This window comes from Bradyrhizobium sp. RDM12 (assembly GCF_051917485.1).
Classification (GTDB): Bacteria; Pseudomonadota; Alphaproteobacteria; order Rhizobiales; family Xanthobacteraceae; genus Bradyrhizobium.
Genome location: NZ_CM133064.1, coordinates 1329803 through 1356588, shown reverse-complemented (window position 1 = coordinate 1356588; position 26786 = coordinate 1329803). Strand labels below are relative to the sequence as shown.

Annotated in this window: 21 protein-coding genes and 5 pseudogenes; 14 read left to right on the top strand and 12 right to left on the bottom strand. The window is 64.7% G+C overall.

The features are described 5' to 3' along the window. Positions 1-11: 11 nt before the first annotated feature. Together ACTGJ9_RS06420 and ACTGJ9_RS06415 are read right to left on the bottom strand one after the other, a co-directional pair. Entirely contained in the window at positions 12-566 is a 555-nt protein-coding gene (locus ACTGJ9_RS06420; protein WP_456676386.1) for a fasciclin domain-containing protein, read from the bottom strand. A 317-nt stretch (positions 567-883) separates the two neighbouring features. Further along, positions 884-1645, bottom strand: a complete 762-nt coding sequence (locus tag ACTGJ9_RS06415; protein WP_456676385.1) for an SDR family oxidoreductase — start codon at positions 1643-1645, stop codon at positions 884-886. Positions 1646-1739: 94 nt separating this feature from the next. Here ACTGJ9_RS06415 and ACTGJ9_RS06410 point away from each other — a divergent pair, with 94 nt between their 5' ends. Further along, positions 1740-3269 carry a malonate--CoA ligase gene (locus tag ACTGJ9_RS06410; protein ID WP_456676384.1) on the top strand — a complete coding sequence of 510 codons (1530 nt, stop codon included), beginning with the start codon at positions 1740-1742 and terminating at the stop codon, positions 3267-3269. Between the two features lie 121 nt (positions 3270-3390). Here the strand turns inward: ACTGJ9_RS06410 and ACTGJ9_RS06405 are convergent. Next, a pseudogene (locus ACTGJ9_RS06405) lies at positions 3391-4251 on the bottom strand (sulfite exporter TauE/SafE family protein). Positions 4252-4754: 503 nt separating this feature from the next. Between ACTGJ9_RS06405 and sdhC the strand changes: the two are divergent. From sdhC to ACTGJ9_RS06365, 8 genes and pseudogenes are all read left to right on the top strand, one after another. Beyond that, a complete protein-coding gene (gene sdhC, locus ACTGJ9_RS06400) occupies positions 4755-5153 on the top strand; it encodes a succinate dehydrogenase, cytochrome b556 subunit (protein ID WP_456676383.1) in 399 nt (132 codons plus the stop codon). Then, positions 5150-5554: a succinate dehydrogenase, hydrophobic membrane anchor protein gene (gene sdhD / locus ACTGJ9_RS06395; RefSeq protein WP_456676382.1), complete on the top strand. Its 405-nt coding sequence runs from the start codon at positions 5150-5152 to the stop codon at positions 5552-5554. Before sdhC ends, sdhD begins: the two co-directional genes overlap by 4 nt. Before the next feature lie 3 nt (positions 5555-5557). Continuing rightward, positions 5558-7408, top strand: a complete 1851-nt coding sequence (sdhA, locus tag ACTGJ9_RS06390; protein ID WP_456676381.1) for a succinate dehydrogenase flavoprotein subunit — start codon at positions 5558-5560, stop codon at positions 7406-7408. Positions 7409-7432: 24 nt separating this feature from the next. After that, a complete protein-coding gene (locus tag ACTGJ9_RS06385) occupies positions 7433-8215 on the top strand; it encodes a succinate dehydrogenase iron-sulfur subunit (protein ID WP_456676380.1) in 783 nt (260 codons plus the stop codon). A gap of 185 nt (positions 8216-8400) precedes the next feature. Beyond that, positions 8401-10554: an ATP-binding protein gene (locus ACTGJ9_RS06380; protein ID WP_456676379.1), complete on the top strand. Its 2154-nt coding sequence runs from the start codon at positions 8401-8403 to the stop codon at positions 10552-10554. Between the two features lie 153 nt (positions 10555-10707). Next, a pseudogene (locus ACTGJ9_RS06375) lies at positions 10708-11558 on the top strand (FkbM family methyltransferase). Between the two features lie 21 nt (positions 11559-11579). Next, positions 11580-11966, top strand: a complete 387-nt coding sequence (locus ACTGJ9_RS06370) for a VOC family protein (RefSeq protein ID WP_456676378.1) — start codon at positions 11580-11582, stop codon at positions 11964-11966. Between the two features lie 72 nt (positions 11967-12038). After that, positions 12039-12332, top strand: a complete 294-nt coding sequence (locus ACTGJ9_RS06365; RefSeq protein ID WP_456676377.1) for a hypothetical protein — start codon at positions 12039-12041, stop codon at positions 12330-12332. A gap of 474 nt (positions 12333-12806) precedes the next feature. Here the strand turns inward: ACTGJ9_RS06365 and ACTGJ9_RS06360 are convergent, their stop codons facing one another. After that, positions 12807-13154 (bottom strand): hypothetical protein, encoded by a 348-nt coding sequence (locus ACTGJ9_RS06360; protein WP_456676376.1) that lies wholly within the window; start codon positions 13152-13154, stop codon positions 12807-12809. A gap of 496 nt (positions 13155-13650) precedes the next feature. On the opposite strand from ACTGJ9_RS06360, the gene ACTGJ9_RS06355 reads away from it, so the two are divergent. Further along, positions 13651-14589, top strand: coding sequence for an OmpA family protein (locus tag ACTGJ9_RS06355; RefSeq protein WP_456676375.1), 939 nt, complete (start codon positions 13651-13653; stop codon positions 14587-14589). 165 nt (positions 14590-14754) lie between these two features. Here the strand turns inward: ACTGJ9_RS06355 and argG are convergent, their stop codons facing one another. The 6 genes and pseudogenes from argG to ACTGJ9_RS06325 all read right to left on the bottom strand — a co-directional run bounded on the left by argG (position 14755) and on the right by ACTGJ9_RS06325 (position 20620). Continuing rightward, on the bottom strand, positions 14755-16092 hold the full coding sequence (argG, locus tag ACTGJ9_RS06350) for an argininosuccinate synthase (protein ID WP_456676374.1): 1338 nt from the start codon (positions 16090-16092) through the stop codon (positions 14755-14757). A gap of 103 nt (positions 16093-16195) precedes the next feature. Next, positions 16196-16971, bottom strand: a pseudogene (locus ACTGJ9_RS06345) (phosphatase PAP2 family protein). Between the two features lie 56 nt (positions 16972-17027). Next, a complete protein-coding gene (locus ACTGJ9_RS06340) occupies positions 17028-17522 on the bottom strand; it encodes a hypothetical protein (protein ID WP_456676373.1) in 495 nt (164 codons plus the stop codon). 70 nt (positions 17523-17592) lie between these two features. Next, positions 17593-18794 (bottom strand): annotated as a pseudogene (rlmN, locus tag ACTGJ9_RS06335) (23S rRNA (adenine(2503)-C(2))-methyltransferase RlmN). A 251-nt stretch (positions 18795-19045) separates the two neighbouring features. Further along, entirely contained in the window at positions 19046-19675 is a 630-nt protein-coding gene (locus ACTGJ9_RS06330) for an invasion associated locus B family protein (RefSeq protein WP_456676372.1), read from the bottom strand. 106 nt (positions 19676-19781) lie between these two features. After that, a pseudogene (locus ACTGJ9_RS06325) lies at positions 19782-20620 on the bottom strand (SDR family oxidoreductase). Between the two features lie 219 nt (positions 20621-20839). On the opposite strand from ACTGJ9_RS06325, the gene ACTGJ9_RS06320 reads away from it, so the two are divergent. From ACTGJ9_RS06320 to ACTGJ9_RS06310, 3 genes are all read left to right on the top strand, one after another. Beyond that, positions 20840-21814: an NADPH:quinone oxidoreductase family protein gene (locus tag ACTGJ9_RS06320; RefSeq protein WP_456676371.1), complete on the top strand. Its 975-nt coding sequence runs from the start codon at positions 20840-20842 to the stop codon at positions 21812-21814. 396 nt (positions 21815-22210) lie between these two features. Then, positions 22211-23065: a hypothetical protein gene (locus tag ACTGJ9_RS06315; protein WP_456676370.1), complete on the top strand. Its 855-nt coding sequence runs from the start codon at positions 22211-22213 to the stop codon at positions 23063-23065. 18 nt (positions 23066-23083) lie between these two features. Continuing rightward, positions 23084-24238: a TAXI family TRAP transporter solute-binding subunit gene (locus tag ACTGJ9_RS06310; protein WP_456676369.1), complete on the top strand. Its 1155-nt coding sequence runs from the start codon at positions 23084-23086 to the stop codon at positions 24236-24238. A gap of 145 nt (positions 24239-24383) precedes the next feature. Here ACTGJ9_RS06310 and ACTGJ9_RS06305 read toward each other — a convergent pair whose 3' ends face one another. Together ACTGJ9_RS06305 and ACTGJ9_RS06300 are read right to left on the bottom strand one after the other, a co-directional pair. After that, positions 24384-24764 carry a YkvA family protein gene (locus tag ACTGJ9_RS06305; protein WP_456676368.1) on the bottom strand — a complete coding sequence of 127 codons (381 nt, stop codon included), beginning with the start codon at positions 24762-24764 and terminating at the stop codon, positions 24384-24386. 90 nt (positions 24765-24854) lie between these two features. Continuing rightward, complete coding sequence (locus ACTGJ9_RS06300) at positions 24855-25157, bottom strand: 4a-hydroxytetrahydrobiopterin dehydratase (protein WP_456676367.1); 303 nt, start codon at positions 25155-25157, stop codon at positions 24855-24857. Between the two features lie 151 nt (positions 25158-25308). Here ACTGJ9_RS06300 and ACTGJ9_RS06295 point away from each other — a divergent pair, with 151 nt between their 5' ends. After that, positions 25309-26754 carry a TAXI family TRAP transporter solute-binding subunit gene (locus ACTGJ9_RS06295; protein WP_456676366.1) on the top strand — a complete coding sequence of 482 codons (1446 nt, stop codon included), beginning with the start codon at positions 25309-25311 and terminating at the stop codon, positions 26752-26754. The last annotated feature ends 32 nt before the right edge of the window (positions 26755-26786 follow it).

The window sequence follows — 26786 nt, the reverse complement described above, 5'->3', positions numbered from 1 at the left end:
GTTGCGCGGTGTTACGTCGCCGGCATCAGCACCGTGTCGACCACATGGATCACGCCGTTGGACTGGTTGACGTTGGGGATCGTCACCATCGAGGTGCCGCCCTTGGCGTCGACGATCCAGACCTTGCCGTCCTGCTTCTTCACGGTGAGTTCGTCGCCCTCGACCGTCTTGAGCTTCTTGCCGTCGGTGAGATCGGAGGCCTCGAGCTTGCCGGGCACGACATGGTAAGTCAGGATCTTGGTCAGTGTCGCCTTGTTTTCGGGCTTGACCAGGGTGTCGACAGTGCCGGCCGGCAGCTTGCCGAAGGCGGCGTTGGTCGGCGCGAACACCGTGAACGGGCCCTTGCCTTCCAGCGTCGGCACCAGGCCGGCCGCCTTCACCGCCGCCACCAGCGTGGTGTGGTCTTTCGAATTCACCGCGTTCTGGACGATGTTCTTCGAGGGGAACATCGCAGCGCCGCCGACCATGACAGTCTTTTCCTCGGCGCGGGCGGGCGCGACGATTGTCGCGGTGATGGCCAGCGCGCTGAAGGCTGCAGCAGTGAGATAGGCAATGCGCTTCGACATGGAGAAACTCCCGATGATTGTGACCGGCGATTGCCGGATTTGCGTTGGGGCAACAACGGCGCCTGCGACAGTTTGACGTGAGGCAATTGCGCGTCGTTGATCCGAACTACGGGACGGTCTGCGAAGCGGTTTCGAACAATAATTTATCGTGATGCGTGAAACTATGTGCGGGGGATTTCGTGTAGGCGAGCGCGCGCCAAACCAACGGTGTTGTAGGGTGGGCAAAGCGTAGCGTGCCCACCACGCTTCCGCAGATGCGGAGAGATGGTGGGCACGGCGCTTCGCGCCTTTGCCCACCCTACAGAAGTGTGCCTGCACTAATCCCTGTTGTGCGGCGTCTGAATGAACCCGCGATTATGCGTCGGGCTGATCAGGAGCTCGTTGATGCAGACGCGCGGCGGCATGGATGCGATGAACGCGATGGTGCGGCCGAGATCTTCGGATTGCAGCATCTTGGCCTGCTCCTCCTCGCTCGGCACCACCGGGCGCAGCTTCAGGATCGGCGTCGCCACCTCGCCCGGCATCAGGCAGCAGGCGCGCAGGCCGTTGACGCATTCGTCCATATTGAAGGAATGGGTCAGCGCCAGCACCGCATGCTTGGTCGTGGTGTAAGCCGGGCCCGGCATTTTCGAGACGTGGCGGCCGGCCCAGGACGAGACGTTGATGATCGAGCCGTCCTGCTGCTTGCGCATCGTCGGCAGCACCGCGCGCATGCAATAGAGCACGCCGTTGAGATTGACCTGGACCAGCTTGTCCCAGCCGTCCAGTTCCATGTCCTTCCAGCTCCGCTTGGGGACATTGATGCCGGCATTGTTCACGAGCAGGTCGATCCGGCCGTGCTTCGCAACGATCTGATCGGCCGCCTTCTGGGCGTCAGTTGCGTTTGACACGTCCAGCGCCAGCGCCTTGGCCTCCCCGCCCGCCCTGGTAATCTTCGCGACCACGGTCTCCAGGGCGTCCTTGCGGCGGCCGGAGACCACGACGTTCCAGCCGTCGGCCGCGAGCGCCTCGGCGCCGGCCTCCCCGATTCCGCTGCCGCCGCCCGTGACCCAGGCCACGCGTTTTCCGTTTTTTGCCATGCCAACTGTCTCCGTTGCTTCGTTGGGGCGGTTTTTGCTAATCCAGCCCTCGGTTTTGACCGGCCTTGTTGCCTTGCGGTCGAGGAAATCTTGCATGAACCAAGCAGCCAACGCCAATCTGTTTTCCCGCCTGTTCGACGGCCTCGACAACCCTGCGCGCCTCGCCATCGAGACGCAGGACGGTGCCCGCATCAGCTATGGCGACCTGATCGCGCGGGCCGGGCAGATGGCGAATGTGCTGGTCGCGCGCGGCGTCAAGCCCGGCGACCGCGTCGCGGTGCAGGTGGAAAAATCCGTGGCCAACATCGTGCTGTATCTCGGCACAGTCAGGGCCGGCGCGGTCTATTTGCCGCTCAACACCGCCTACACGCTCAACGAGCTCGACTATTTCATCGGCGATGCCGAGCCGTCGCTGGTGGTCTGCGACCCCTCCAAGGCCGAAGGTCTCGCTCCGATCGCCGCCAAGGTAAAGGCCAAGGTCGAGACGCTCGGGCCCGACGGCAAGGGTTCGCTGACGGATGCCGCCGACAAGGCGAGCGGCGAATTCGCGACCGTCTCGCGGGCGAACGACGATCTCGCCGCGATCCTCTACACCTCGGGCACCACCGGCCGCTCCAAGGGCGCGATGCTCAGCCACGACAATCTCGCGTCGAACTCGCTCTCGCTGGTCGGCTACTGGCGCTTCACGGACAAGGATGTGCTGATCCACGCGCTGCCGATCTACCACACCCACGGCCTGTTCGTGGCGACCAACGTGACGCTGTTTGCGCGGGCGTCGATGATCTTCCTGCCGAAGCTCGATCCGGACCTCATCATCAAGCTGATGGCGCGCGCCACGGTGCTGATGGGCGTGCCGACGTTCTACACGCGGCTGCTGCAAAATCCCGCGTTGTCCCGCGAGACGACCAAGCATATGCGGCTGTTCATTTCGGGCTCGGCGCCGCTGCTGGCCGAAACCCATCGCGAATGGTCGGCGCGCACCGGCCACGCCGTGCTCGAGCGCTACGGCATGACCGAGACCAACATGAACACGTCGAACCCCTATGACGGCGAGCGCGTGCCCGGCGCGGTCGGCTTGCCGCTCCCCGGCGTCTCCGTGCGCGTGACCGAGCCCGAGACCGGCAAGGAATTGCCGCGCGACGAGATCGGGATGATCGAGGTCAAGGGCCCGAACGTGTTCAAAGGCTACTGGCGCATGCCGGAGAAGACCCAGGCCGAATTCCGGCCCGACGGCTTCTTTATCACCGGCGACCTCGGCAAGATCGACGACAAGGGCTACGTCCACATTCTCGGCCGCGGCAAGGATCTCGTGATCTCCGGCGGCTTCAACGTCTACCCCAAGGAGATCGAGAGCGAGATCGACGCCATGCCGGGCGTGATCGAATCCGCCGTGATCGGCGTGCCGCATGCCGATTTCGGCGAGGGCGTCACGGCGGTGCTGGTCTGCAACAAGGGTGCCGACGTCAGCGAAGCCGCGGTGCTGAAGGCACTCGACGGACGCTTGGCAAAATTCAAGATGCCCAAACGCGTCTTCGTCGTCGACGAACTGCCGCGCAACACCATGGGGAAGGTGCAGAAGAACGTGCTGCGGGATACGTACAAGGATATTTACGCGAAGAAGTGAGGTGCGCGCCTCTCTCGCCTCGTCATTGCGAGGAGCTCTCGCGACGAAGCAATCCAGAGTGCCGCCAACGAAAGATTCCTGGATTGCTTCGCTTTGCTCGCAATGACGGAGTTCGTGGCGGCTACTGTCCGCCCAGCAGGCTCATCACGAACCTGCTGCCGACGACAAATAGATAACACCCGAACGCCATCTCCAGCGTGCGCTTCGACATCGCGTGCGCGGCTTTCACACCGAGCGGCGCGGTGACGAGGCTCATCGGCATCACCAGCACCGCGCCGATCAGCGAGACATAGCCGAGCGCGAACGGGATTTGCAGCGCTGCGACACCGGGATAGGTCGCCGCCGCCGGCCAGCCGGCATAGACGTAGCCAATCGCGCCGGGAATCGAGATCAGCACCGCGAGCGCCGAAGAGGTCGCGACCGCCTGATGAATCGGCCGGCCGTAAAATGTCATCAGCAGGTTCGAGAACAGGCCGCCGCCGATGCCCATCAGCGTCGACAGAATGCCGACGCAGAAGCCGTAGATGCGCATCAACGGGTCCTGCGGGAGGTCGTCGCCGAGCTTCCAGGCCTCGCGCGCGAAGATCAGCCGCACGGCGGCTGACTAGGCAACGCAGACGAACACGATCTTGAACAGCCGCTCCGGCGCGTAGCGCGCGACCACGCTGCCGGCGACGACGCCGACCAGGATCGGCAGCCACCACGCGCGCAGGATCGATATGTCGACCGCGCCGCGCTTGTAATGTGCCTGGAACGAACGGATCGACGTCGGAATGATCACCGCAAGCGATGTGCCGACGCAGAGCGGCATGCGCACCTCGAGCGGCACGCCGGCGATGCGGAAACATTCGTAAAACACCGGCACGAGGATAGCGCCGCCGCCGATGCCGAACACGCCGGCGAGAAATCCGGAGAGCGCGCCGGTTGCTATCAGCAGCAGCGCGAGCTCGACGATCTCCTTGATTTCAAGACCTGCAATCACCCCTGGCCCGCCCCGCGACCGGTCGCAGCTTCTCCGATACGTCGTTGCGAAAGCTGCGGGCGGAGCTTTAGGCGATCTGATTCGCGCGGTCGACACGCCGTGCCTCCCGGCTGGGGTGGATTGCGGGATGCGCATATCCGAGCGGGAGCCAAACAGGGTCGGAGGGGGCCAGACCGGTGCGCGGCGGACAGGTTGGCAGGCGTCTGACCGACCCCTGGGCAGTTTGGACGGCATGGTCCGTTTAGATGCGTTCCAACAGCAATTTCAATGTATCTCGACGGTCTCTGTAAAAATGAATCCATATCCACACCTTGGTCGACACGCCATCGCTCTGGTATACCAAGCCACTGATTGGGCTTGTTACATCAAGGGTGTAGTGCTGAACTCCGGTTCGATTTATGGCGATTTGGTGATTGCGCAGGCCAAATCGACTCCGTAAATAGAGCCGACCTTTCGCGATCCCCGCGTGCCCCCTGCTGGGCCGCCATACAACATCAAAGCCCATGACCGCACGGATCGAACGACCACTTTCACCCCATATGCAAGTCTACCGCTGGACGTTGACGATGGCGCTGTCCATCGTCCATCGCGCCACCGGTATCGCCCTGTACGTCGGAACCCTGCTGCTGGCCTGGTGGCTGATCGCAGCGGCCACCGGTCCCGCCGCCTACGCTCACGTCCAGGCTTTCACCGGCAGCATCATCGGCCGGCTGATCGTGTTCGGCTACACCTGGGCGCTGATGCACCATATGTTGAGCGGCATCCGGCACTTCGTCTGGGACCTCGGCTACGGCTTCAAGGCCAATGAGCGTGAAGCCTTGACCTGGGGCGCACTGATCGGCGGCATCGCCCTGACCGTGCTGATCTGGATCATCGCCTACGCGATCGGAGGTGGACGATGAGCACTGCCGATACGCCCAAGCGCAGCATGCGCACCCCGCTCGGCCGCGTCCGCAATCTCGGCTCCGCGCATTCCGGCACATCCGACTTCTGGCGTCAGCGCGTCACCGCCGTCGCCATGACGCTGCTGATGATCCCGGTGCTGGTCGTCATCATGATGCTGCTCGGCCGCAACCAGGCCGGTGCCAAGCAGATCCTCGGCTCGCTGCCGGTCGCCATCATCATGGTGCTCTTCATCGTCGCCAGCGCCTGGCACATGAAGATCGGCATGCAGGTCGTGATCGAGGACTACGTGCACAACGAGAAGCTGAAGCTCGTCTCGATCATGCTCAACAATTTCTTCGCGGCCGCCGTTGCGCTCGCCTCGATCTACGCGATTCTCCAACTTTCATCCGGAGTGTAACCCATGGCAACCGGAAGATCGGCCAACGAGACGAATGGCAAGGGCAACGGCGCTCCCGCCACCAACGGCAAGGCCTATCCGATCGAAGACCACACCTATGACGTGGTCGTGGTCGGCGCCGGCGGCGCCGGCCTGCGCGCCGTGGTCGGCTGCAGCGAAGCCGGCCTGAAGACGGCCTGCATCACAAAAGTGTTTCCGACCCGCTCGCATACGGTTGCCGCACAGGGCGGCATCTCGGCTTCGCTCGGCAACATGCACAAGGACGACTGGCGCTGGCACATGTACGACACCGTGAAGGGGTCGGACTGGCTCGGTGACCAGGATGCGATCGAATACATGGTGCGCAACGCGCCCGACGCGGTCTACGAGCTCGAGCATTGGGGCGTGCCGTTCTCGCGCACCGAAGACGGTAAGATCTACCAGCGTCCGTTCGGCGGCATGACCATGGATTACGGCAAGGGGCAGGCGCAGCGCACTTGCGCCGCCGCCGACCGCACCGGCCACGCCATGCTGCACACGATGTACGGCCAGTCGCTGCGCCACGCGGCCGAGTTCTTCATCGAGTTCTTCGCCATCGACCTGATCATGGACGACCAGGGTACCTGCCGCGGCGTCATTGCCCTCAAGCTCGACGATGGCACACTGCACCGCTTCCGCGCCCAGACCGTGATCCTCGCGACCGGCGGCTACGGCCGCGCCTACGCCTCCTGCACCTCGGCACACACCTGCACCGGCGACGGCGGCGGCATGGTGCTGCGCGCCGGCCTGCCGATGCAGGACATGGAGTTCGTGCAATTCCACCCGACCGGCATCTACGGCTCGGGCTGTCTCGTCACCGAAGGCGCGCGCGGCGAAGGCGGCTATCTCGTCAACTCCGAAGGCGAGCGCTTCATGGAGCGCTACGCGCCATCCGCAAAGGATCTGGCGTCGCGCGACGTCGTCTCGCGCGCGATGACCATCGAGATCCGGGAGGGGCGCGGCGTCGGCAAGAAGAAGGACCACATCTTCCTGCATCTCGACCATCTCGACCCCGCGGTGCTCGCCGAGCGCCTGCCGGGCATCTCCGAATCCGCCAAGATCTTCGCCAATGTCGACGTGACGCGCGAGCCGATCCCGATCGTGCCGACCGTGCACTACAACATGGGCGGCATCCCGACGAACTATCACGGCGAAGTCCTGACCAAGAAGGACGGCGACGACAACGCCATCATCCCCGGCCTGATGGCGATCGGCGAAGCGGCCTGCGTCTCCGTGCACGGCGCCAACCGCCTCGGCTCGAACTCGCTGATCGACCTCGTCGTGTTCGGCCGCGCCGCTGCGCTGCGTCTTGCCGAGAAGCTGACGCCGAACGGCAAGCAGCCCGAGCTGCCGGCGAACTCGTCCGAGCTCGCACTCGGCCGCCTCGACCATTACCGCTACGCCTCCGGCGGCACCCCGACGGCAAAGCTGCGCGAAGGCATGCAGCACGTGATGCAGAACAATTGCGCAGTGTTCCGCACCGGCGACATCCTGAGCGAAGGCCAGAACCTGATCGAGAAGGTCCACAGCGGCATCACCGACATTGCCGTGTCCGACCGCTCGCTGGTGTGGAATTCGGATCTGGTCGAGACGCTCGAATTCGACAATCTGATCTCCCAGGCGGTGGTGACGATGAATTCGGCCGCCAACCGCACCGAGAGCCGCGGCGCGCATGCGCGCGAGGATTTCTCCGCGCGCGACGACAAGAACTGGATGAAGCACACGCTGGCCTGGCTCGACGACAACGGCAAGGTCAAGATCGAGTACCGTCCGGTTCACGACTACACCATGACCAACGACGTGCAGTACATCCCGCCCAAAGCGCGCGTGTACTGAGCGAACAGCGAAAGCCTTATCGAAATGGTTGAATTCGCACTTCCGAAGAACTCTAGGATATCGGGCGGCAAGACCTGGCCGAAGCCCGCGGGCGCGACCGAATTTCGCGAATTCCGCGTCTATCGCTGGAATCCGGACGACGGCAAGATTCCAAGCGTCGACACTTATTACGTCGACACCCATGATTGCGGTCCGATGGTGCTGGACGGACTGATCTGGATCAAGAACCACATCGACCCGTCGCTGACCTTCCGTCGCTCCTGCCGCGAAGGCGTCTGCGGTTCCTGCGCCATGAACATCGACGGCCAGAACACGCTTGCCTGCACCAAGTCCATGCATGACGTGAAGGACGGGGCGGTGAAGATCAATCCGCTGCCGCATCAGCCGGTGGTGAAGGATCTCGTTCCTGACCTTACCAATTTCTACGCGCAATACGCCTCGGTCGAGCCGTGGCTGAAGACGACCTCGCCGACGCCGCAGAAGGAATGGCGCCAGAGCCACGAGGACCGCGAGAAGCTCGACGGCCTCTACGAGTGCATCCTGTGCGCCTGCTGCTCGACCTCCTGCCCGAGCTATTGGTGGAATAGCGACCGCTATCTCGGTCCCGCGGCCCTGCTCCAGGCCAACCGCTGGGTGTCCGATTCGCGCGACGAAGCCACCGGCGAGCGGCTCGACAATCTCGAGGATCCGTTCCGGCTCTACCGCTGCCACACCATCATGAACTGCGCCAAGGCCTGCCCGAAGGGCCTCAACCCGGCCGAGGCCATCGCCGAGCTCAAGCTCAAGATGGTCGAACGCCAGATCTAGCTGCATTCATGCTGCGACCCCGGGCCGAAATGCCCGGGACGTTCTGCCGCAGGGCGATTTTGGGTAAAAACCTCAACCCGCGCGACGGGTAAATCAGGAGGCAACAACCTCCGGTTCCAAGCACAAGCCGCTTCCTTCCCGGCGAGAGATTCTAGTAAGCTTCCGGTCGGGGGACCGGAGCGACCGTGCAGGGCGCACAACGCAACTCGCTGAGACTCTTGCAGTGGATGATGGCCGCATCCCTGGCGCTGCCCATTGCGCTGTTCGCGATCGCCTCCGTCATCTCCTACAATTCGACGCTCGACATCGCCGACCGTGAGATCGAGCGCACGCTCGATGTCGCCCATGAACACGCACTCAAGGTGTTCGAAACCATCGACCGCAGCCTCGCCGAGATCAACGAGATCGTGCGCGACCTTTCCGACGAGGTCATCCGGTCGCGGGAACCTGCGCTGCACCGGCGCCTGAAGCAGCTGACCGATGCGCTGCCGCAACTCAAATCGGTCTGGATCTTCGATGCCAACGGGAAGTCGCTGGTCAACAGCCTGGCGTCACCGCCGCCGGATCAGAGTTTTGCCGATCGCGACTATTTCTATGCCCATGTCGACCAGGACATCGGGACCTACATCGGCGCCTCGCTGACGCCGCGGCAACCCTACCAAGGCGCGCGCTTCTTTGGCGTCAGCCGCCGGCGCTCGTCCGAGGACGGCAGCTTCACCGGTGTGATCCAGGCCTCCGTGCTGCCGGAATATTTCGAGAGCTTTTACGCCAGGATCGGCGCCGATCCCGGCAGCTTCTTCGCGATGGGCCGCGCCGACGGAGTGCTGCTGGCGCATTTCCCGCGGATCGATCGCGATTTCCGGCTGGATCCGAACGGTGGGGTCGGCCGGAGCATCGCAGCCCATCCCGACCACGGGCTCATCACCATCGCGTGGCCATCAGACGGAATCGAGCGGCGCATCGGCTACCGGCGTGTCGCCGAATATCCGATCTATGTCAGCGCGGGGCTCGAGACCTCGGCGATCCGGGCGCGCTGGATCGCCACCACCAGCCAGCATCTGGTGTTCGGCGTGCCCGCGACCGCGCTGCTCTTCATCCTGCTGGCCTTCGCCTTCCGGCGCACCCAGCATCTCCAGACCGAGGCTGCCAAGCGGCGCGAGGCTGAAGATGCGCTCAAGCAAAGCCAGCGGCTGGAAGCGCTGGGCCAGCTCACCGGCGGCGTCGCGCACGACTTCAACAACCTCCTGACCGTGATCCGTGCGTCCGTCGATCTCTTGAACCGGCCGCAATTGAGCGAGGAGCGGCGGCAACGCTACATCACGGCGATTGCGGAGGCGGTCGCGCGCGCCGCCAGGCTGACCTCCCAGCTGCTGGCCTTTGCGCGGCGCCAGACCTTGAAGCCCGAGGTGTTCGACATCGGCGATCGCATGCAGTCGCTGCGCGACATGCTCGCCACGCTGCTCGGACCGGCGATCGAAATCGTCACGCGGTTGCCGGCTGAGCCCTGCCTCGTCAATGCCGATGCCGGCCAGTTCGAGACGGCCATCATCAACATGGCGACCAACGCGCGCGATGCCATGCAGGGCAAGGGCAGGATCGTCTTCACCGTGCACGCGGCAACGACCGTCCCGGACACGCTGGCGCACCTCGCGGGCAGCCAGACCTTGAAACATCCTGGGTTCGTCTGCATCGCCGTCAGCGATAGCGGCATCGGCATTCCCGCCGCACAATTGGGACGCATCTTCGAGCCGTTCTTCACCACCAAGCAGGTCGGCCAAGGCACCGGCCTCGGCCTGTCGCAGGTGTTCGGCTTTGCCCGGCAGTCCGGCGGCGAGGTGACCGTCATCAGCGAGGTCGGCCAGGGCAGCACCTTCTCGCTCTATCTGCCGCGCGTGCCGGCGGATCTCTTGCCCCGGAGCGAGGCGCCGACCACGGCGCCTGCGGTTGCGGGCAGCGGCATGTCGGTGCTTGTGGTCGAGGACAATATCGAGCTTGGCAATTTCGCCGCCGACGGTCTGACCGAGCTCGGCTACAGCATCACGCTGGTCGACAACGCCACCGACGCGCTCGCCGAGCTGGTCGACGACGCCGATCGCTTCGATGTCGTGTTCTCCGACGTCGTCATGCCCGGGATGACCGGCGTCGATCTCGCGCAGGCGATCCGGGATCGCTGCATCGGTGTGCCGATCGTGCTGACCACGGGATATAGCGAGGCCCTGTCGCGAGGCGGGGTCGCCGGCTTCGAGCTCGTGCAAAAGCCCTATTCGATCGAGGAGCTGTCGCGGGTCCTGCATCACGCAGCGCGGCTGAAACGGGTAAGCGGCGGCGCCGCCGAGTGATCGGGCCCTGCCGCGCACAGGAACCGACCGAGCAGCTTGCGTTTGCCCTTGCGCAAGCCGGTGGCGAAAAAGGCGGCGTGACCTCTCTCCGTCATCCCCGCGCCCCGGGACGACACCTGTGATGGAGCGTTGGAGTCCCCGGCAAAACCGGCTATGCATGCGCCGCCTGCAACGAGGATCGCCTGCTTGACGCCCGATAATCCATCCGCGCCGTTCGGCGCGTTTGCGCCGAACGCAGCCCAGGCCGCAATCATTCGCCTCGCGCAAGGATCGGGGCTGAAGCGCGGCGCGTTCCGGCCCTGGATGTCGCGGCTGGTCAATCTGCTGCGTAGCGGCCCTATCGACGTGCAGTATCAAGGCGCCTCGTTCCGCTTCTATCACCAGGGCAGCGCGACCGAACGCGGCGCGCTGTTCAACCCCGACTACAATCTCGACGAGCTCGACTTCCTGCGACGGCACACGCCGGCCGGCGGCAGCTTCGTCGATGTCGGAGCCAATGTCGGCACTTTTGCGCTGGTGATGGCGCGGCATGTCGGCCCCACCGGCAAGGTGGTGGCGATCGAGCCGCATCCGGTGACGTTCGGACGGCTCTCGTTCAACCATGCCGCATCGAACGCGATGCAGGTGCGCCTGGTGCAGGCCGCCGCGGGCGACAGCGACGGCGAGCTGATGATCGAGAGCGGCGGCGGCAATCTCGGCGCCACGCATGTCGTGACCGGCGCCGCCAGTGTTGATGCGATCAAGGTGCCGTCGCTGCGGCTCACGCGCATTCTGAAGGAGGCCGGCGTCATGCAGGTCGACTCCTCAAGATCGACGTCGAGGGTTTCGAGGACCGCGTGATGATCGGCTTCTTCCGCGACGCGCCGCCATCGCTGTGGCCGCGCGCGGTCGTGATCGAGCATCTGTCACAAAACCAATGGCAGCAGGATTGCATCGCCGACATGGTCGCACGCGGCTTTACGATCGCGCGCAAAACACGAAGCAATACGTTCCTGTCACGCTGACGACGAACCATGGAGGTTACGATGATCGATCACTTGGGCCTCTCCGTCTCGAACTATGAAGCCGCGAAGGCCTTCTACAGCAAGGCACTGGCGCCGCTCGACTACAGCTTGATCATGGAAGTGACGGAGGAGCAGACCGGTCACGCCGCGGCAGCAGGCTTCGGCGCCGGCGGCAAGCCCGACTTCTGGATCGGCGGCGAGGGCGCGATGAATAAGCCGGTGCATGTCGCGATCCTGGCGAAGGACCGCGCGACCGTCGACGCGTTCCACAAGGCTGCGATGGCCGCCGGTGGCCGCGACAACGGGGCGCCCGGCCTTCGCCCGCATTATCACGCGAACTATTATGGCGCCTTCGTGCTGGACCCCGACGGCCACAACATCGAGGCGGTCTGTCACGCACCGGAATAGCGTGGCGCGACGGGGAACCTCGGCACGGCATCATCGTTGTCGTTCTCCGACAACTGATCTCGATGTTTGCCGATGCCGATCGAACCACCCGAGATACCGCCATCGACACCCGGCACGCCGGCCGAGCCGCCGCCGGGAATTCCGCCGGGCAATCCGCAGCCTGAAATCACGCCGCCGGTGCGCGAGCCCGGCGAATCACCGCGGCCCGATGAATTGCCCGGCCGCATGCCGGAAGAGATTCCTTCGCGTGGACCGAATGGACCGACTACACCCAATCCTGCGACGGACGCCATTCGTCGCAGGATCACATGTGAGACGAGCGATCATATGCGATGCGATTGCAAGCTGCGCCTGAATGCGCAATGAACGTTGTTTGCGTGACATGATTTGCATGCAGAAATAAATCGCGACGCAATGTCTTCGCCCGCCACAATGCGGCCTAACGCATAGCCGTTCATTCCAACACTTCGTCAAACCAAGACTTCGTCAAAGAACCTTCCGGGGAAGTTGAACCACATGACCAACCTTCGTTTCGTGCTGCTTGCCACGACGGCCCTGACTGCGATGCAACTCGCAAGCTCCGCATCGCATGCGCAAACCGCGCCGCCGCTCGTGGTCGCGCAGGCCCAGCCAGAATTGGGCCCTGACGGAAAACCGAAGCAGCCTCCGAAGGAGGCGCCAAAGGGTCCGCCGCCCGCCGCGCGCCCGGCTGCACCGCCGCCTGCTGCGCCAAAGGGTCCGGCCGCACCGCCGCCTGCTGCACCAAAGCCACCGGCCGCACCGCCGCCGGCCGCTGCCCCGCCGCATCCGCCCGCCGCACCTCCGCCGGCTGCTGCGCCGTCACGCCCGACGCCGCCGCCTCCCCGGCTGCGCCGCCCGCGACTCGTCAGCCGCCCCCGCCGCCGCCTGCTGCACCCAAGGCGCCGACACCTCCTCCGGCGGCAGCCCCGCAGCAGCACGCACCGACACCTCCTCCGGCAGCAGCCCCGCAGCACGCACCGACACCGACCCCGCCGCCGCCTGCGGCAGCACCGGCGCGTCCGGCTGCCCCGCCTGCTGCAGCCACGCCGCCGTCAGCGGCTCCTGCGGCGCGGCCTGGGGCGGCAATGCCAGCTCCGACCGCAACGCCCACTCCGTCGCCCGCAGCACCGGCAGCTCGCCCGCCCACGACTCCTGCTGCCCCGACAACAACCACACCGTCCGCGACCCCGGCGCCTGGCACCACGCCGCCCGGACGCCCCGGCGCTCCCCGACTGCGGGGTCACCGACCCCAGGTGCCACGCCAGGCGGCACCCCGACGCCGCCGCCCGCACGTCCAGGCGCTCCGCCGGCGGGAACACCGGCTCCAGGAACCGCGCCGGCTCCGACGGCGACGCCGGGTCCCGGCCGTCAGGGCGGAACACCGCCCGCGGGCGCGCCAGCGGCTGCGGGAGCACCTCCTGCAGGCACACCGCCGGCGGCACCGCAGGCGAGCGTCCCGGCCCGACCCGCGCCGCCCGCCGGCGCCGCAGCGCCGTCTGTCGTCCCTGGCTCGGCGGCGGCCACCGTCCCGCCCAACAGGGCGCAGAACGCTCCGCCGACAGTCAGTTCGGCCTTCCGCGCCGCACCGACCACCACCACGCCGCTGCCGCCACCGCCGCGACCTCAGCAGCGTGACCTGACGCCGCTTGCGATCGGCGCGGGCGTGGTGGCCGGCGCCGTGATCGGCGCCACGATCGCAGACTACCGCAATCAGCGGCACGAGGTCGTCGAAGGCGGTCGCACCATCTACACCGAGCCGGATCGCATCATCATCCGCGACCCCGGCGGGCAGGAATATGTCCGCGGCAACGATCTCTATCGCTTCCGCTATGGCGCCCGCGACATCCGTACCGAGACTGTCGGCGGCGACACCCGCACCGTCGTGATCCGTCCCGACGGCAGCGAGATCGTCACCGTGGTGGGTCCGGACGGTTCGCTGTTGCGTCGAATCCGCCGGGACCCGCGCGGCCGCGAGATCGTGATCATCGACAACACCTATCGCGATCCGCGCGCGGTCGGCGGCTTCTATGTCGACGTGCCGCCGCCGGTGGTCAACATCCCCTACGATCGCTACATCGTCGACGCCCAGGAGGCCTCGCCGCAGGTGATCTACGACACGATGCGGGCCCCGCCGGTGCAGCGGATCGATCGGCGCTATTCGCTCGACGAGATCCGCTACTCGCCGAATGTCCGCATGGCGATGCCGAGCATCGACGTCAACACGATCAATTTCGAGACGGGATCGTGGACCATTCCGCCGGACCAGGCAGCGCGGCTGCAGGTGATCGCCGACGGCATCAACCAGGCGATCCAGGCCAACCCGCAGGAGGTGTTCCTGATCGAGGGCCACACCGATGCGGTCGGCAACGACGTCGACAATCTGTCGCTGTCGGATCGCCGGGCGCAGGCCGCGGCCGAATTGCTGACCCAGCAGTTCAACGTGCCCGCGGAGAACCTGACGTCGCAGGGCTACGGCAAGCAGTACCTGAAGGAGCAGACGGACGGCCCGAGCCTCATCAACCGCCGCGTCACCGTCCGCCGCATTACCCCGCTGCTCAACGGCGGCCAGGCCTCGCTGCCGCCGCCTCCGCCGCGGCAGTAAGACCATCGCGAAACGAAAAATGGCCGGGAGCGATCCCGGCCATTTTGTTTTGGCTCTCGTCATTGCGAGGAGCGAAGCGACGAAGCAATCCAGACTGTCTCTGCAGAGATTCTGGATTGCTTCGCTTCGCCCGCAATGACGAATGAGGCGGCAGTCGTGGTTACGTCAGTCCTTGTCGCTCTCGAGCTTGAAGATCTGCGAGCCTTCGCTGCCCGACAGCAAGCCGGTCTTCGCATAGAGACCGAGCTTGGTCCGCGTATCCGCGATGTCGAGATTGCGCATGGTGAGCTGGCCGATGCGGTCGGCGGGCGTGAAGGCGGCGTCCTCGACCTTCTCCATGCTGAGCCGCTCCGGCGCGTAGGTGAGGTTCGGGCTCTCGGTGTTGAGGATCGAATAGTCGTTGCCGCGGCGCAGCTCGAGGCTGACCTCGCCGGTGACAGCGCGCGCGACCCAGCGCTGCGCGGGCTCGCGCAGCATCAGGGCCTGCGAGTCGAACCAGCGGCCCTGATAGAGCAGACGGCCGAGCTGCATGCCGCTGATGCGGTACTGCTCGATCGTGTCCTCGTTGTGGATGCCGGTGACGAGGCGCTCATAGGCGACGTGCAAGAGCGCCATGCCAGGGGCTTCGTAGATGCCGCGGCTCTTGGCCTCGATGATGCGGTTCTCGATCTGGTCGCTCATGCCGAGGCCGTGACGGCCGCCGATGGCGTTGGCTTCGAGGAACAGTGCAACGGGGTCAGTAAAAGTCTGTCCGTTCAGCGCGACCGGCTGGCCTTCCTCGAAACGCACCACGACTTTCTCGGCCTTGACGTTGCAGTCGTCACGCCAGAACGGCACGCCCATGATCGGGTTGACGATCTTGATGCCGCTATCGAGGCTTTCGAGGTCCTTCGCCTCGTGCGTGGCGCCGAGCAGATTGCTGTCGGTCGAATACGCCTTCTCGGCGCTCATCTTGTAGGCGAAGCCTTGCGCCGTCATGAACGCCGACATCTCGGCGCGTCCGCCGAGCTCGTCGATGAACTGCTGGTCGAGCCAGGGCTTGTAGATGCGCAAGGATGGATTGGTGAGCAGGCCATAGCGGTAGAATCGCTCGATGTCGTTGCCCTTGAAGGTCGAGCCGTCGCCCCAGATGTTGACGCCGTCTTCCTTCATCGCCGCGACCAGCATCGTGCCGGTGACGGCGCGTCCGAGCGGCGTGGTATTGAAATAGGTGATGCCGCCGGTCGAAATGTGGAAGGCGCCCGACTGGATCGCGGCGATGCCCTCGTGGACGAGCTGCGTGCGGCAATCGACCAGCACGGCCTTCTCGGCGCCGAACGCCTCCGCCTTGCGCGGGATCTCGTTGTAATCGGCTTCGTCGGGCTGGCCGAGATTGGCGGTATAGGCGTAGCAGCGCGCGCCCTTCTGCTTCATCCAGAGCAGCGCCGCGCTGGTGTCGAGGCCGCCCGAAAACGCGATGCCGACTTTCTCACCCTTGGGCAGGCTTTTCAGGATCGTGGTCATGGCGCTTCCAATCGGGTCTCAAGGGGCTGATGCAAGGGGCTGATACGCGTAGCTTGACCGCGCGAATATCAAATTTCGCGAAGCTGGGCACGCATTTAATGGCTCAAATCGACGCTGCGGGGCCGGTCTTGCCGCCGAACAGGCGCTTGCGGAGCCGGTAGGCCGGCATGTTCAGCCGGGTCAGGGCGGCATCGACCGCCTCGTCCGAAAACCGGGTCCGCGGCCAGCGATAGATCAGCGCGTAGCCGAACCAGATCACGATGAAGGTGACGAGGCCGGCGGTCGCGACATCGGTGAAGAAGTGCCCGCCAAAGGCCATGCGGAGCCCGCTGGTCGCGAGGCCGAACACCACTGCGCCGGCGTAGGCGAGCGGCCGCCATGGCGGTGGTGCGAGCGCAGCCGGCGCCAGCGTCCAGAACGCCGTCGCACCCTCGCCCGAGAAGAACGAGCAATTGCGCGCGCAGCCGCCGCGCGGATCCCACCACGGCACGAACTGCTGGTCGCCGGCGAACTCGGTCACCACCACCGGCCGCGGCCGGCCCCAATAGGTCTTGAAGGTCAGGTTGGTGAGAATGCCGGCCGACAGGATGATCGTCAGCAGCAGAAACACGATTGCGCGCCCCGACACCATCAACGGACGATCGGGCCGGATCATCTTGACCACGAGCGCGACCAGGAAGGCAGCACGAAGGCCCAGGAGACCCACATCGCAGCATCACGCGCAATGCCGGCCCAGCCGTTCAGCTTGAGCGGAAAGGTTTTTGTCTCGGAATCGAAGAACAGCGCGGCGAGCTTGAGATCGAGCTCGGGATAGAGGCCGAAAACCACGCCGATCACGAGCCACAGCGTCAGGGCGATGAAGAGTCCGGTCCGGTTCATGGCGCGCGGTTTAGCGGAGTGGGACGGGGATGAAAACCCCGGAATGACGGCACGAATTACCGCGCATCCGGCCTTGAATTCGACGGCAGCGGCGGAGGCGGCTTGCGTCGGGGCGGCGGCATACGCCAGGCGCCCGCATTGCGCCCGGCGATCAGCCAGTAGACGACTCCGGCCACGATGCCCGCACCGGTCATGATCTCCAGATGCCGGCACACGATGCCCTCGAACTGCAATGTGTCGGAGTGGAAGGGAACGAGGCCGAGATAGCAGGCGAGCCCGACAAGGCCGCCGCCGACGGCATAGGCGAGCGCGCTGCGGATGTAGAGCGCCTCGGTGATCGCGACGATCACCGCCGCCGGCACCAGCGCAAAGCCCGAAACGAAGATGAAGCCGAAGCCGAGCAAAATGTCGATCGTGCCCTGGTCGACCGGACCGGCACCGAGATCGGAGAATTCCGGAAACAGCAGCGCACCGACGACGATCATCCCGCCAACGAAGCAGGCGGCAAGAAAGCCGAAGAAGATGACGACGAGGCGGCCGATTAGGGACATGACGCCGCCCCCTCCGTCATTGCGAGCGAAGCGAAGCAATGACGAGGATGCGAGAGCGCGGGCATGATCGCTAATCCGTCATCGCCATCGCACGCAGCGCCTGGCGCTCGCGTGCGCTGAGCTTTCGGTCTCCGACTTGAGCTGGCCGCAGGCGGCGAGAATGTCGCGGCCACGCGGGGTGCGCACCGGCGAGGAATAGCCGGCATTGAAGATGTATTCGGAGAATTTTTCGATCTGGTCCCAGTCCGAGCATTCATAGGCCGTGCCGGGCCAGGGATTGAACGGGATCAGATTGATCTTGGCGTGAATGCCCTTGAGCAGCTTGACCAGCAGCTTCGCATCGTCGAGCAGATCGTTGACGCCCTTGAGCATCACATATTCGAAGGTGATGCGGCGTGCGTTGGAGGCGCCGGGATAGTCGCGGCAGGCCTGCAGCAGCTCCTTGATCGGGTATTTGCGGTTGAGCGGCACCAGCTCGTTGCGCAGCTCGTCGCGCACCGCATGCAGCGAGATTGCGAGCATGACACCGATCTCCTCGCCGGCGCGCACGATGTTCGGCACCACGCCCGAGGTCGACAGCGTGATGCGGCGGCGCGAGATGCCGATGCCTTCATTGTCGCCGATGATCAGCAGCGCATCGCGCACCGCATCGAAATTGTAGAGCGGCTCGCCCATGCCCATCATCACGACGTTGGTGACGCGGCGCGTGCCGTCCTCGCGATCGGCCCAATCATTGAGGCGGTCGCGCGCCACCATGATCTGGCCGACGATCTCGCCGGCGGTGAGGTTGCGCACCAGGCGCTGCGTGCCGGTGTGGCAGAACGAGCAATTCAAGGTGCAGCCGACCTGCGAGGAGACGCAGAGCGTGCCGCGATCGGTCTCGGGGATGTAGACGCACTCGACTTCATGCGCCTTCTCGACATTGTCGCCGCTCGGCAGCCGCAGCAGCCATTTGCGGGTGCCGTCGTTCGAAATCTGCTCGGCCACCACTTCGGGCCGATCGACCGTGAAACGCTCTGCGAGATCGGCGCGAATGCCCTTCGAGATCGAGGTCATATCCTCGAAGTTTTGGGCACCGCGGAAATACAGCCAGTGCCACAACTGCTGCACACGCATCTTGCGTTGCGCAGGTGCGACGCCGATCTCGCCGAGGCGGTCGGCAAGCTCGATGCGCGACAAACCGATCAGCGATGGCTTCGCCGGCGGCACATAGGTTTCGAGTGGCGTCTTCTCCACCAGGATTGCGTCGCGCGGCTCGGTCGTCGGTTGCATTGATAGGCCTAAGGTCAGTGCTGTCTAAACTCGTCATGCCCGGGCTTGACCCGGGCATCCACGTCTTGCCTCACTCGCGGAAGCGCGTGGATGGCCGGGACATCTGGTGCGAAGACGCGCTTCGCGCTTTAGCCCGGCCCTGACGGCGAAAATCTGGAGCGGCTCTTATATAGCAGCCGGAACCGCCGATTGCGACGGTGTCTGTTGCTTAGCTCTAAAGACTTAAGCCTGCAGCTTTAACGCCTGCAGTCCTAACGCCTGCAGTCTTGCGAAATCCGGTCGAGCGCCTGGGCGAGGCCTTTCAGCGAGAACGTGTCGGTCGTCTCCGTCCCCTTGGCCGAGACGCCCTTGACCACGAGATCGGCGGATTTGCGCATGGCCTCGACCATTCGCTCCTCCTCGGCTGCATTCTTGATCCAGAGGCCGTCGCCCTGTGTGTACATCGCAAACGCAGCGCCACCGACCTCGGCGGTCGATTCAGAGCCGGGCTTCAGTGCATAGCCGATCATGACCGAGACTTCATTGTTCACCTTCTCGGCCGGGCGGGTGGAGACGAAGGCATAGGCGGGATCGCGCGGCCGGTTCGGCGGATTGGTCTTGGACGACGACGGCTTTGCCAGCGCAAAGCAGACCTTCTTGCCGTTCGGCGTCGCCGAATAGGCGCCCCAGGTGCCGAACTGGCCGATCAGGGTCGGCTCTGCGCCGCCGGCAACCGCCGCGGGAGCGGCAACCGGCTTGCTCTCGGGCTTCGCTGCCGTCTTGGCGGCGGCAGCTGGTTTTGCCGCCTTCGGCGCCGGTTGCGGCGTCTGTGCCCGCGCGGAATCGAAGATTCCACAGGCGATCACGCCCATCATCAAAGGTAAAATCAGCACCCGCCACATGCTGGAGTGGTTCCCTCAATATTGTGACTGGAAGATGGCCCGGCCTTGCTTTGTCCCCGCTGCAGGGATAACCGGAAAAGTCCAATTTGGGAAGGCAGTTAGCGGGTCAGCCTTTGGATCGCGCGGCGCGTTGCTCGGACCATTGTGCCTCGGTCCAGCGCAACAAATCTTCGGCGCCGGAACTGCGCAAATGTGCCCCACCGTCGATCACCACCATCTCACCGTTGATGTAGCCGGCCCGATCCGAGACCAGGAAGCTGGCGAGGTCGGCGAGTTCGCTGTGCTCGCCCGTGCGCCCCATCGGGTTTCGCGCGGTCCAGCCTTCGTCGCGGCCCTCGGGGCGGAGTTGGCCCGATGCACCGGCGGTCGGGAACGGTCCGGGCGCGATCGCGACCGTGCGGATGCCCTTCGGGCCCCACTCGACCGCGAGGCTTTTGGTCATCGCCAGCACCGCCGACTTCGCCATCGCCGAGGGAACCGTGAAGGCGCGGCCGGTGATGGTCGAGGTCGAGAGGATCGAGACACGACGCCGTTGTGCCTGCCGTCGATCCAGCGCTTGCCGGCGGCGAGCGTGCAGTACATCGCGCCATGCAGCGTGGGCGCCAGTATCGCATCCGCCGCGCGGAACGACAGATGCTCGCTCTGTGCGATGAAGGTCGCGGCCGCGTTGTTGACGAGAATGTCGAGCGGTGCCTCGCGCCAGATCGCATCCATCATGTTGTCGACGGCCGCGCCATCGCGAACATCGCACGCGATCGTCGTGACCTTGCCGCCGGTCTGCGCGCGCATCTCGCTCGCGGTTGCCTCCAGCCGGTCGAGCTTGCGGCCGCAGATCACGAGCGGGGCGCCGAGCGCGAGGAAGCGGCGCCCCATCGCGGCACCAAGGCCCGAGCCGCCGCCGGTAACGAGAATGCGCTTGCCCCTGAGCAGACCTGTTTCAAACATCGTTTGAATCCCTTCTTTTTGTTCTTCGGTCATTGCGAGTGCAGCAGCGCAATCCAGGCTATTTCCGCGGTACGGTTTCTGGATTGCTTCGCTTCGCTCGCAATGACGCGAGGATAGGCCTGCGCATCGCTTTGGGCAAAGAAACCGGATTGTCGCCCGTCGTTAAATCCGGCAGAAACAGCCAGCTATAGTTCTGCCTCGAAACGCTCAGGTGCCGCCATGAAAGCCATCCTCTGCTCGCAATATTGCCAGCCCGACGATCTCGTGCTTGCCGATGTGCCGGATCCGGTGGCTGGTCCCGGCGAAGCCGTGATCGCGATCAAAGCGGCGGCGCTGAACTTCTTCGACATCCTGATGATTCAGGGCAAGTACCAGATCAAGCCGCCGTTCCCGTTCTCGCCGGCTGCCGAGGTGTCGGGCGTGATCGAGAGCATCGGTCCAGGTGTCACCGACCTCAAAATCGGCGATCGCGTGGTCGCCTCCTGCGGCCATAACGGCGCGCGCGAAAAGATCGCGTTGCCGGCGGCTGCGATCGTGAAGATTCCCGACAATCTCGACTATGACCGCGCGGCCGGCATTATCATCATTTATGGCACCGCGTTGCATGCACTGGAAGATCGCGCGAGCCCGAAGCCGGGCGAGACGCTCGCGGTGCTTGGTGCTGCCGGCGGCACGGGCCTCGCTGCCTGCGAGCTCGGCAAGCTGATGGGCCTGAAGGTGATCGCCTGCGCCTCATCGGACGAGAAACTCGAATTCGCCAAAGCGCATGGTGCCGAGCTCACGCTCAACTACGGCAAGGAAGATCTGAAGGAAGGCTTGCGAAAACTCACCGGAGGCAAGGGCGTCGACATCATCTTCGATCCGGTGGGCGGCACCTATGCCGAGCAAGCCCTGCGCTCGATCGCCTGGGAAGGCCGCTTCCTCGTGATCGGTTTTGCCGCCGGCGACATTCCGAAGATGCCGCTAAACCTCGCGCTTTTGAAGGGGTGCGACATCCGCGGCGTGTTCTGGGGCGCCTGGACCCGGCAGAATCCGGAGAAGAACCGCGCCAATCTCGAGAAGCTCGTGAAGTGGACCGCGGAAGGAAAGATCTCCTCCCATGTCGACCGCACCTTCCCGCTGGCGCAGACCGCCGACGCACTGAAGGTGCTCGCGGGTCGTCAGGCCATGGGCAAGGTGATCCTGCATCCGTGATCGCGATTTCATCGCGACGCCGTTCCGGCACACTCGCTGTCATCGTCCGGCTCGACCGGGCGATCCAGTACTCCGAGACGGTCGTGATTGAATCGAGAGGCCGCGGCGGACTGGATTCCCCGCCGTCGCGGGGAATGACAGCGAGCGCGGAGCAGGCCGTGTGCCGCGCCGCACGGTAAAATCCCGCTCAACCATTCCCGCTAAAATTGCGGTGCATTTCGTCGCCTTGCCGTAATCAAACCCCAATATTTCCCGATCCGCCCCAATCGCCGTCGCTTTTTGGGCTGATTCGAATTGCGATTTACCGGTTCCAGTTTGCAGGGCGCTCCTGGACAACAAACAAAAAAACTGAAACCGGCAATGCCCCGCGTTATGTCAGTATTGGGGAGCATCACCATGGAGACGACGGGCTTCCGTCAGTCCAGGGGGTCGAGTGCGCTCGACTCCGATCAAGTCGCATCACGTCCGCCTACCGCGTCCTATATCCGTGCACGCGCTGCACGGGCCGAACTTTCTCCGGACGATCCGATTCCACTCTTCCTGTCCGATCCGTTCAGCCCGCCGGATCCGCGCGAATTCGCACCACGCGAGTTGCGCACCGGAGCCAGGATCGTCCCGCGCATTCTCGCCGCCATCCTGGCGGCGGCAGCCATCGCGGTTCCGGTCGCGCTGTTTCAGTCCGACATCAACCGGCTGCTCTCCATCAACACCAAGTCGTGGATGGGCGCGGCCGTGGACGAGGCCGCAGCATCCGCCAATCCGGCCGCCGCACGGCAGAGTCCGGTCAAGGATGCCGCGCGTGTGACCAACACGATGCTGGCGAGTGCTGACGCACTGGACATGTCCGCGCCAGCGGCGCCGAGCCGCGAGGCGATCGCAACCGCCTACCAGACCGCGCTACAGGTTCAGCCACCTGCGCCTGTACCGGCATCTGTCACCGAACAGCCCGCGTCACCTGCGCCCGCCAAGACGCTCGACGCCGACACGCTGGCCGGGCTGATGACGCGCGCGAAGAGCCTGTTGAGGATCGGCGATATTGTTGCAGCCCGCTTGCTGCTCGAACGCGCGGCCAATGCACAGGATGCGACGGCGGCACTCCTGCTGGCGCAAACCTATGATCCGGCGGTGCTCGGCACACGCGATACGCGGAGCGTCAATGCCGACGCCGCCGCGGCGCGCGACTGGTATCAGAGGGCCGCAGCGCTCGGATCGTCTGAGGCGGAACAGCGCCTCGCTCTTCTCTCGAACTAGAACGCTTCAGGGGACATCATGCGTAACGCTTTGAAAATGGCGCTTGCCGTCATCATGACGATCTGCGCCTACACCGCACGCGCCGAGCAGACCGAATATGATCCGGCCAAGGTCTCGGACAGCCTGAAGGCCGTCTTCCAGTTCGGCTCGACCTCGACCAAGCAGGCGCTGAACGCCAACACCGTCACGCTGATCACCGGCACGATCGGCGGCACCTATGTGCAGTTCGGCGCCGACCTCGCTTCGGTGCTCGACGACGGCAACAAGATCCGGGTGCTGCCGATCGTCGGCCGCGGCTCGGTGCAGAGCGTCGCCGACATCCTGTTTTTGCAGGGTGTCGATCTCGGAATCGTGCGAGCCGATACGCTCGACTATCTCGAACGCAGAGGCTTCGCCAAGGACATCAAGCGGCAGTTCACCTATGTGACGAAACTCTACAACGAGGAGATGCAGGTGATCGCGCCGAAATCGGTCGCGACGCTGAAAGACCTTGAAGGCAGGACGGTGAGCGTCGACCTGCCGAATGGCGGCACCTTCGTGACCGCGCTTACCGTGTTCGAGCGGCTCGGGATCAAGGCCAAGTTCGTCTATATCGAGCAGCGCATCGCGATGGAAAAGCTGAAAGCCGGCGAGATCGATGCCGTGATCGTGGTCGGCGGCAAGCCGTACAAATCGGTCTCGACCTTCGGCAATGACGGCCGCTTCCACCTTGCGAAGGTCGACTACGCAAAGCCGCTCCAGAGCGACTATCTGCCGGCGACGCTGACCGCCAAGGACTACCCCAACCTGATCAAGGACGGCGAGAGCGTCGACACCATCGCGGTGCCCGCCGTGCTCGCGGCCTATAATTGGGCGCCCAACACCGAGCGCTATCGCAAGCTCGCGCTGTTCGTGGACGCGTTCTTCACCAAATTCCCGGCGCTTCAGAACCCGCCGTTCCATCCCAAATGGAAGGAGGTTTCGCTCGCGGCACCTCTGTCCGGCTGGAACAGGTTGCCGGCGGCGCAGCAATGGCTCGACCGGCACGGCGTTGAACCGGTGACACAGCAACGCTTCGAGGCGTTCCTGAAGCAGAGCCCCACAGCCGCGAAAGTGTCCGATGCAGACAGGGACACGCTGTTCAGGCAATTCCAGGCGTGGGATGCGGACAAGGCGCGGGCGGAAAAGAAGTAGCGAGCAGCTACACACTCGCTGTCATCGCCCCCAGGACTCCGAGACGCCGGTGATTGAATCGAGAGACCGCGGCGTACTGGATTCCGCGCCTTCGCGGGGAATGACGGCAGTGGGTGTTGCCACGACGTGCCGCCAATAGCATCTGCTACGCCGCCTCTGCCTTATCCACCCCGCGCTTCAGCGCAGCGCGCGCCGCTTCGCGGTGCTCCGACGTGATATGGCTGGCGACCATCCGAATGGCGGTGGCGAGCACGGCGGCGTCATCGGTGAAGCCGAGGACGGGCATTACGTCGGGAATGAAGTCGAACGGCAGGATGAAATAGGCGATCGCACCCAGCAGCGACGCCTGGACATGGCGCGGCGTCTGCCGGTCGAACGCGCAGTAATACGCAGCGAGCAGATCTTCGGCGAATGGCAGATGCGCGACGACGCGCTTCAGCTTGCGCCAGAAGCGGCGTCGCACGCCTTCACGATCTTCCGCGAGCCGATCGGCCGGCTCGAAGCCGACACTGTGTTCGGCAGCCATGTTCGACAAATCCTCGTTCGGCCGGACGTGGCGGATCGCCGCATCCCATGCCGATCACAACATAGGGATACGCTTCCTGCCTGCAAGACGTCAGCCGGGCGTCAGCCTGGCGATGGCATTCATGGCCGTGGCGAGCGTGATGTCGAGCCTGGTGACGCCACCGGCGTCGTGGGTCGACAGCACCACCTCGACCGTCTTGTAGACGTTGCGCCATTCGGGGTGGTGATCCATTTTCTCGGCGACCAGCGCCGCGCGGGTCATGAAGCCGAAGGCCTCGTTGAAATCCTTGAAGACAAAGGTCTTCCCGATCCCCTTGCCGTCCTGGACCTCCGCCCAGCCCGGGATACCGCCCAGCGCCTGCTTGCGTGCGTCCGCTGATAGCCGTTCTGCCATGATCGCCTCCGTTTTCAGGGGAACTTTACCCTAACACCGTGCCTGCGGCCCGGGTTCATGCTGAATTTGGCCGATCCGCTAACCATGACGGAGATGTAACCCCGCCGGACAAGAAATTTGCTACAATTGCGGGCGTAAATCGCCGGCCAAGATGAAACTGAGCCTGAAGCGCCTGTTTGGGAGATCGATGACCGGGGACTCCAACCTGGCCGAGACGCCCTCTCCGCCTTCGCCGCGATCCGCGGCGCGGAAGACGGCACTCGTGTCTCTGGCGCTGGTGCTGGCAATCGTCGGCACACTGGCCGGCGGCTACTATTTCGCGATGCGACCGGTGACCTTGAAGATCGCGGTCGGTCCCGCCAACAGCGACGACGTCAAGGTGGTGCAGACACTGACGCAGGCCTTTGCGCAGAGCAAAGGCTTTGTGCGGTTGCGCCCGATCCAGACCGACGGCGCCACCGCCAGCGCGGATCTGCTCGCGGAGGGCAAGGCCGATCTCGCCATCGTGCGCGGCGATCTCGATGTCCCCAAGAACGCCCAGGCCGTCGCGACGCTGCGCAAGAACGTCGCGGTGCTGTGGTCCGTGTCCGGCAAGGGCAAGAAGAAGGGCGCGAAAATCACCAAGATCGCGCAGCTCGCGGGGCATCGTGTCGGCGTGGTCGGCCGCACGCAGGCCAACGTCAATCTGCTCAAGGTGATCCTGCAGCAATACGGCGTCGATCCCGCCAAGGTCGAGATCGTGCAGTTCCCGGCCAATGAAGCTGCCGAGGCGATCAAGTCACAGAAGGCCGACGTCTATCTCGCGGCCGGTCCCGTCAACAGCAAGATCACGGCGGATGCGATTGCCGCCTCCGCCAAGGACGGCGGCACGCTGACCTTCCTCGCAATCGATTCGGCGGACGCGATCGCGCAGAATCATCCGGTCTATGAGGCGTCGGAGATTCCTGCGGGCACCTATGGTGGCTCGCCCGATCGTCCGGACGACGAGGTCAAGACCATCAGCTTCTCGCACCACATCGTGGCGCGCAAAAGCCTGTCCGAGACCACGGTTGCTGCCTTCACCCGGCAGCTCTTCGCGGTGCGCCAGCAATTGTTGACCGAATTCCCGCAGGCCGCGAAGATCGAGACGCCCGATACCGACAAGGACGCTGTGATCCCCGTGCATCCGGGCGCCGCCGCCTTCGTCGACGGCGAGGAGAAAACCTTCCTCGACAAATATAGCGATTACATCTGGTGGAGCCTGATGGCGCTTTCCGCCACGGGCTCGCTCGGTGCGTGGTTCGCGGGCTATCTGAGAAAGGACGAGCGCGACAACAACAGTCATCTGCGCGAACGCTTGCTCGACATGCTCGCCGCCGCCCGCAAGAGCGAGACGACCGAAGATCTCGACCAGATGCAGGCCGAGGCCGACGAGATCCTGCGCAACACGCTGCGCTGCTTCGATCACGGCGCCATCGAGGAAGGCGCGCTGACCGCTTTCAACATCGTGCTCGAGCAGTTCCATACGGCGGTTGCCGACCGCAAGGCGGTGCTGTTCAGCTTGCCGCAGAACCTGCAACGCACCGGCGCGCAATTCCGGGCCGCCGGCAACGCATAGTCTTGGTCCCTCATGGTGAGGAGCGCGGAACG

Excerpts from the sequence above, each read along its gene's own strand:
- ACTGJ9_RS06365 (WP_456676377.1), top strand. The coding sequence starts at position 12,039 with ATGCCGATCGAACCACCCGAGATACCGCCATCGACACCCGGCACGCCG.
- ACTGJ9_RS06415 (WP_456676385.1), bottom strand. The coding sequence starts at position 1,645 with ATGGCAAAAAACGGAAAACGCGTGGCCTGGGTCACGGGCGGCGGCAGC.
- ACTGJ9_RS06315 (WP_456676370.1), top strand. The coding sequence starts at position 22,211 with ATGGAGACGACGGGCTTCCGTCAGTCCAGGGGGTCGAGTGCGCTCGAC.
- ACTGJ9_RS06320 (WP_456676371.1), top strand. The coding sequence starts at position 20,840 with ATGAAAGCCATCCTCTGCTCGCAATATTGCCAGCCCGACGATCTCGTG.
- ACTGJ9_RS06420 (WP_456676386.1), bottom strand. The coding sequence starts at position 566 with ATGTCGAAGCGCATTGCCTATCTCACTGCTGCAGCCTTCAGCGCGCTG.
- ACTGJ9_RS06310 (WP_456676369.1), top strand. The coding sequence starts at position 23,084 with ATGCGTAACGCTTTGAAAATGGCGCTTGCCGTCATCATGACGATCTGC.
- ACTGJ9_RS06300 (WP_456676367.1), bottom strand. The coding sequence starts at position 25,157 with ATGGCAGAACGGCTATCAGCGGACGCACGCAAGCAGGCGCTGGGCGGT.
- ACTGJ9_RS06385 (WP_456676380.1), top strand. The coding sequence starts at position 7,433 with ATGGTTGAATTCGCACTTCCGAAGAACTCTAGGATATCGGGCGGCAAG.
- ACTGJ9_RS06370 (WP_456676378.1), top strand. The coding sequence starts at position 11,580 with ATGATCGATCACTTGGGCCTCTCCGTCTCGAACTATGAAGCCGCGAAG.
- ACTGJ9_RS06295 (WP_456676366.1), top strand. The coding sequence starts at position 25,309 with ATGAAACTGAGCCTGAAGCGCCTGTTTGGGAGATCGATGACCGGGGAC.
- sdhC (WP_456676383.1), top strand. The coding sequence starts at position 4,755 with ATGACCGCACGGATCGAACGACCACTTTCACCCCATATGCAAGTCTAC.
- sdhD (WP_456676382.1), top strand. The coding sequence starts at position 5,150 with ATGAGCACTGCCGATACGCCCAAGCGCAGCATGCGCACCCCGCTCGGC.
- ACTGJ9_RS06410 (WP_456676384.1), top strand. The coding sequence starts at position 1,740 with ATGAACCAAGCAGCCAACGCCAATCTGTTTTCCCGCCTGTTCGACGGC.
- ACTGJ9_RS06330 (WP_456676372.1), bottom strand. The coding sequence starts at position 19,675 with ATGTGGCGGGTGCTGATTTTACCTTTGATGATGGGCGTGATCGCCTGT.
- sdhA (WP_456676381.1), top strand. The coding sequence starts at position 5,558 with ATGGCAACCGGAAGATCGGCCAACGAGACGAATGGCAAGGGCAACGGC.
- ACTGJ9_RS06305 (WP_456676368.1), bottom strand. The coding sequence starts at position 24,764 with ATGGCTGCCGAACACAGTGTCGGCTTCGAGCCGGCCGATCGGCTCGCG.
- ACTGJ9_RS06340 (WP_456676373.1), bottom strand. The coding sequence starts at position 17,522 with ATGTCCCTAATCGGCCGCCTCGTCGTCATCTTCTTCGGCTTTCTTGCC.
- argG (WP_456676374.1), bottom strand. The coding sequence starts at position 16,092 with ATGACCACGATCCTGAAAAGCCTGCCCAAGGGTGAGAAAGTCGGCATC.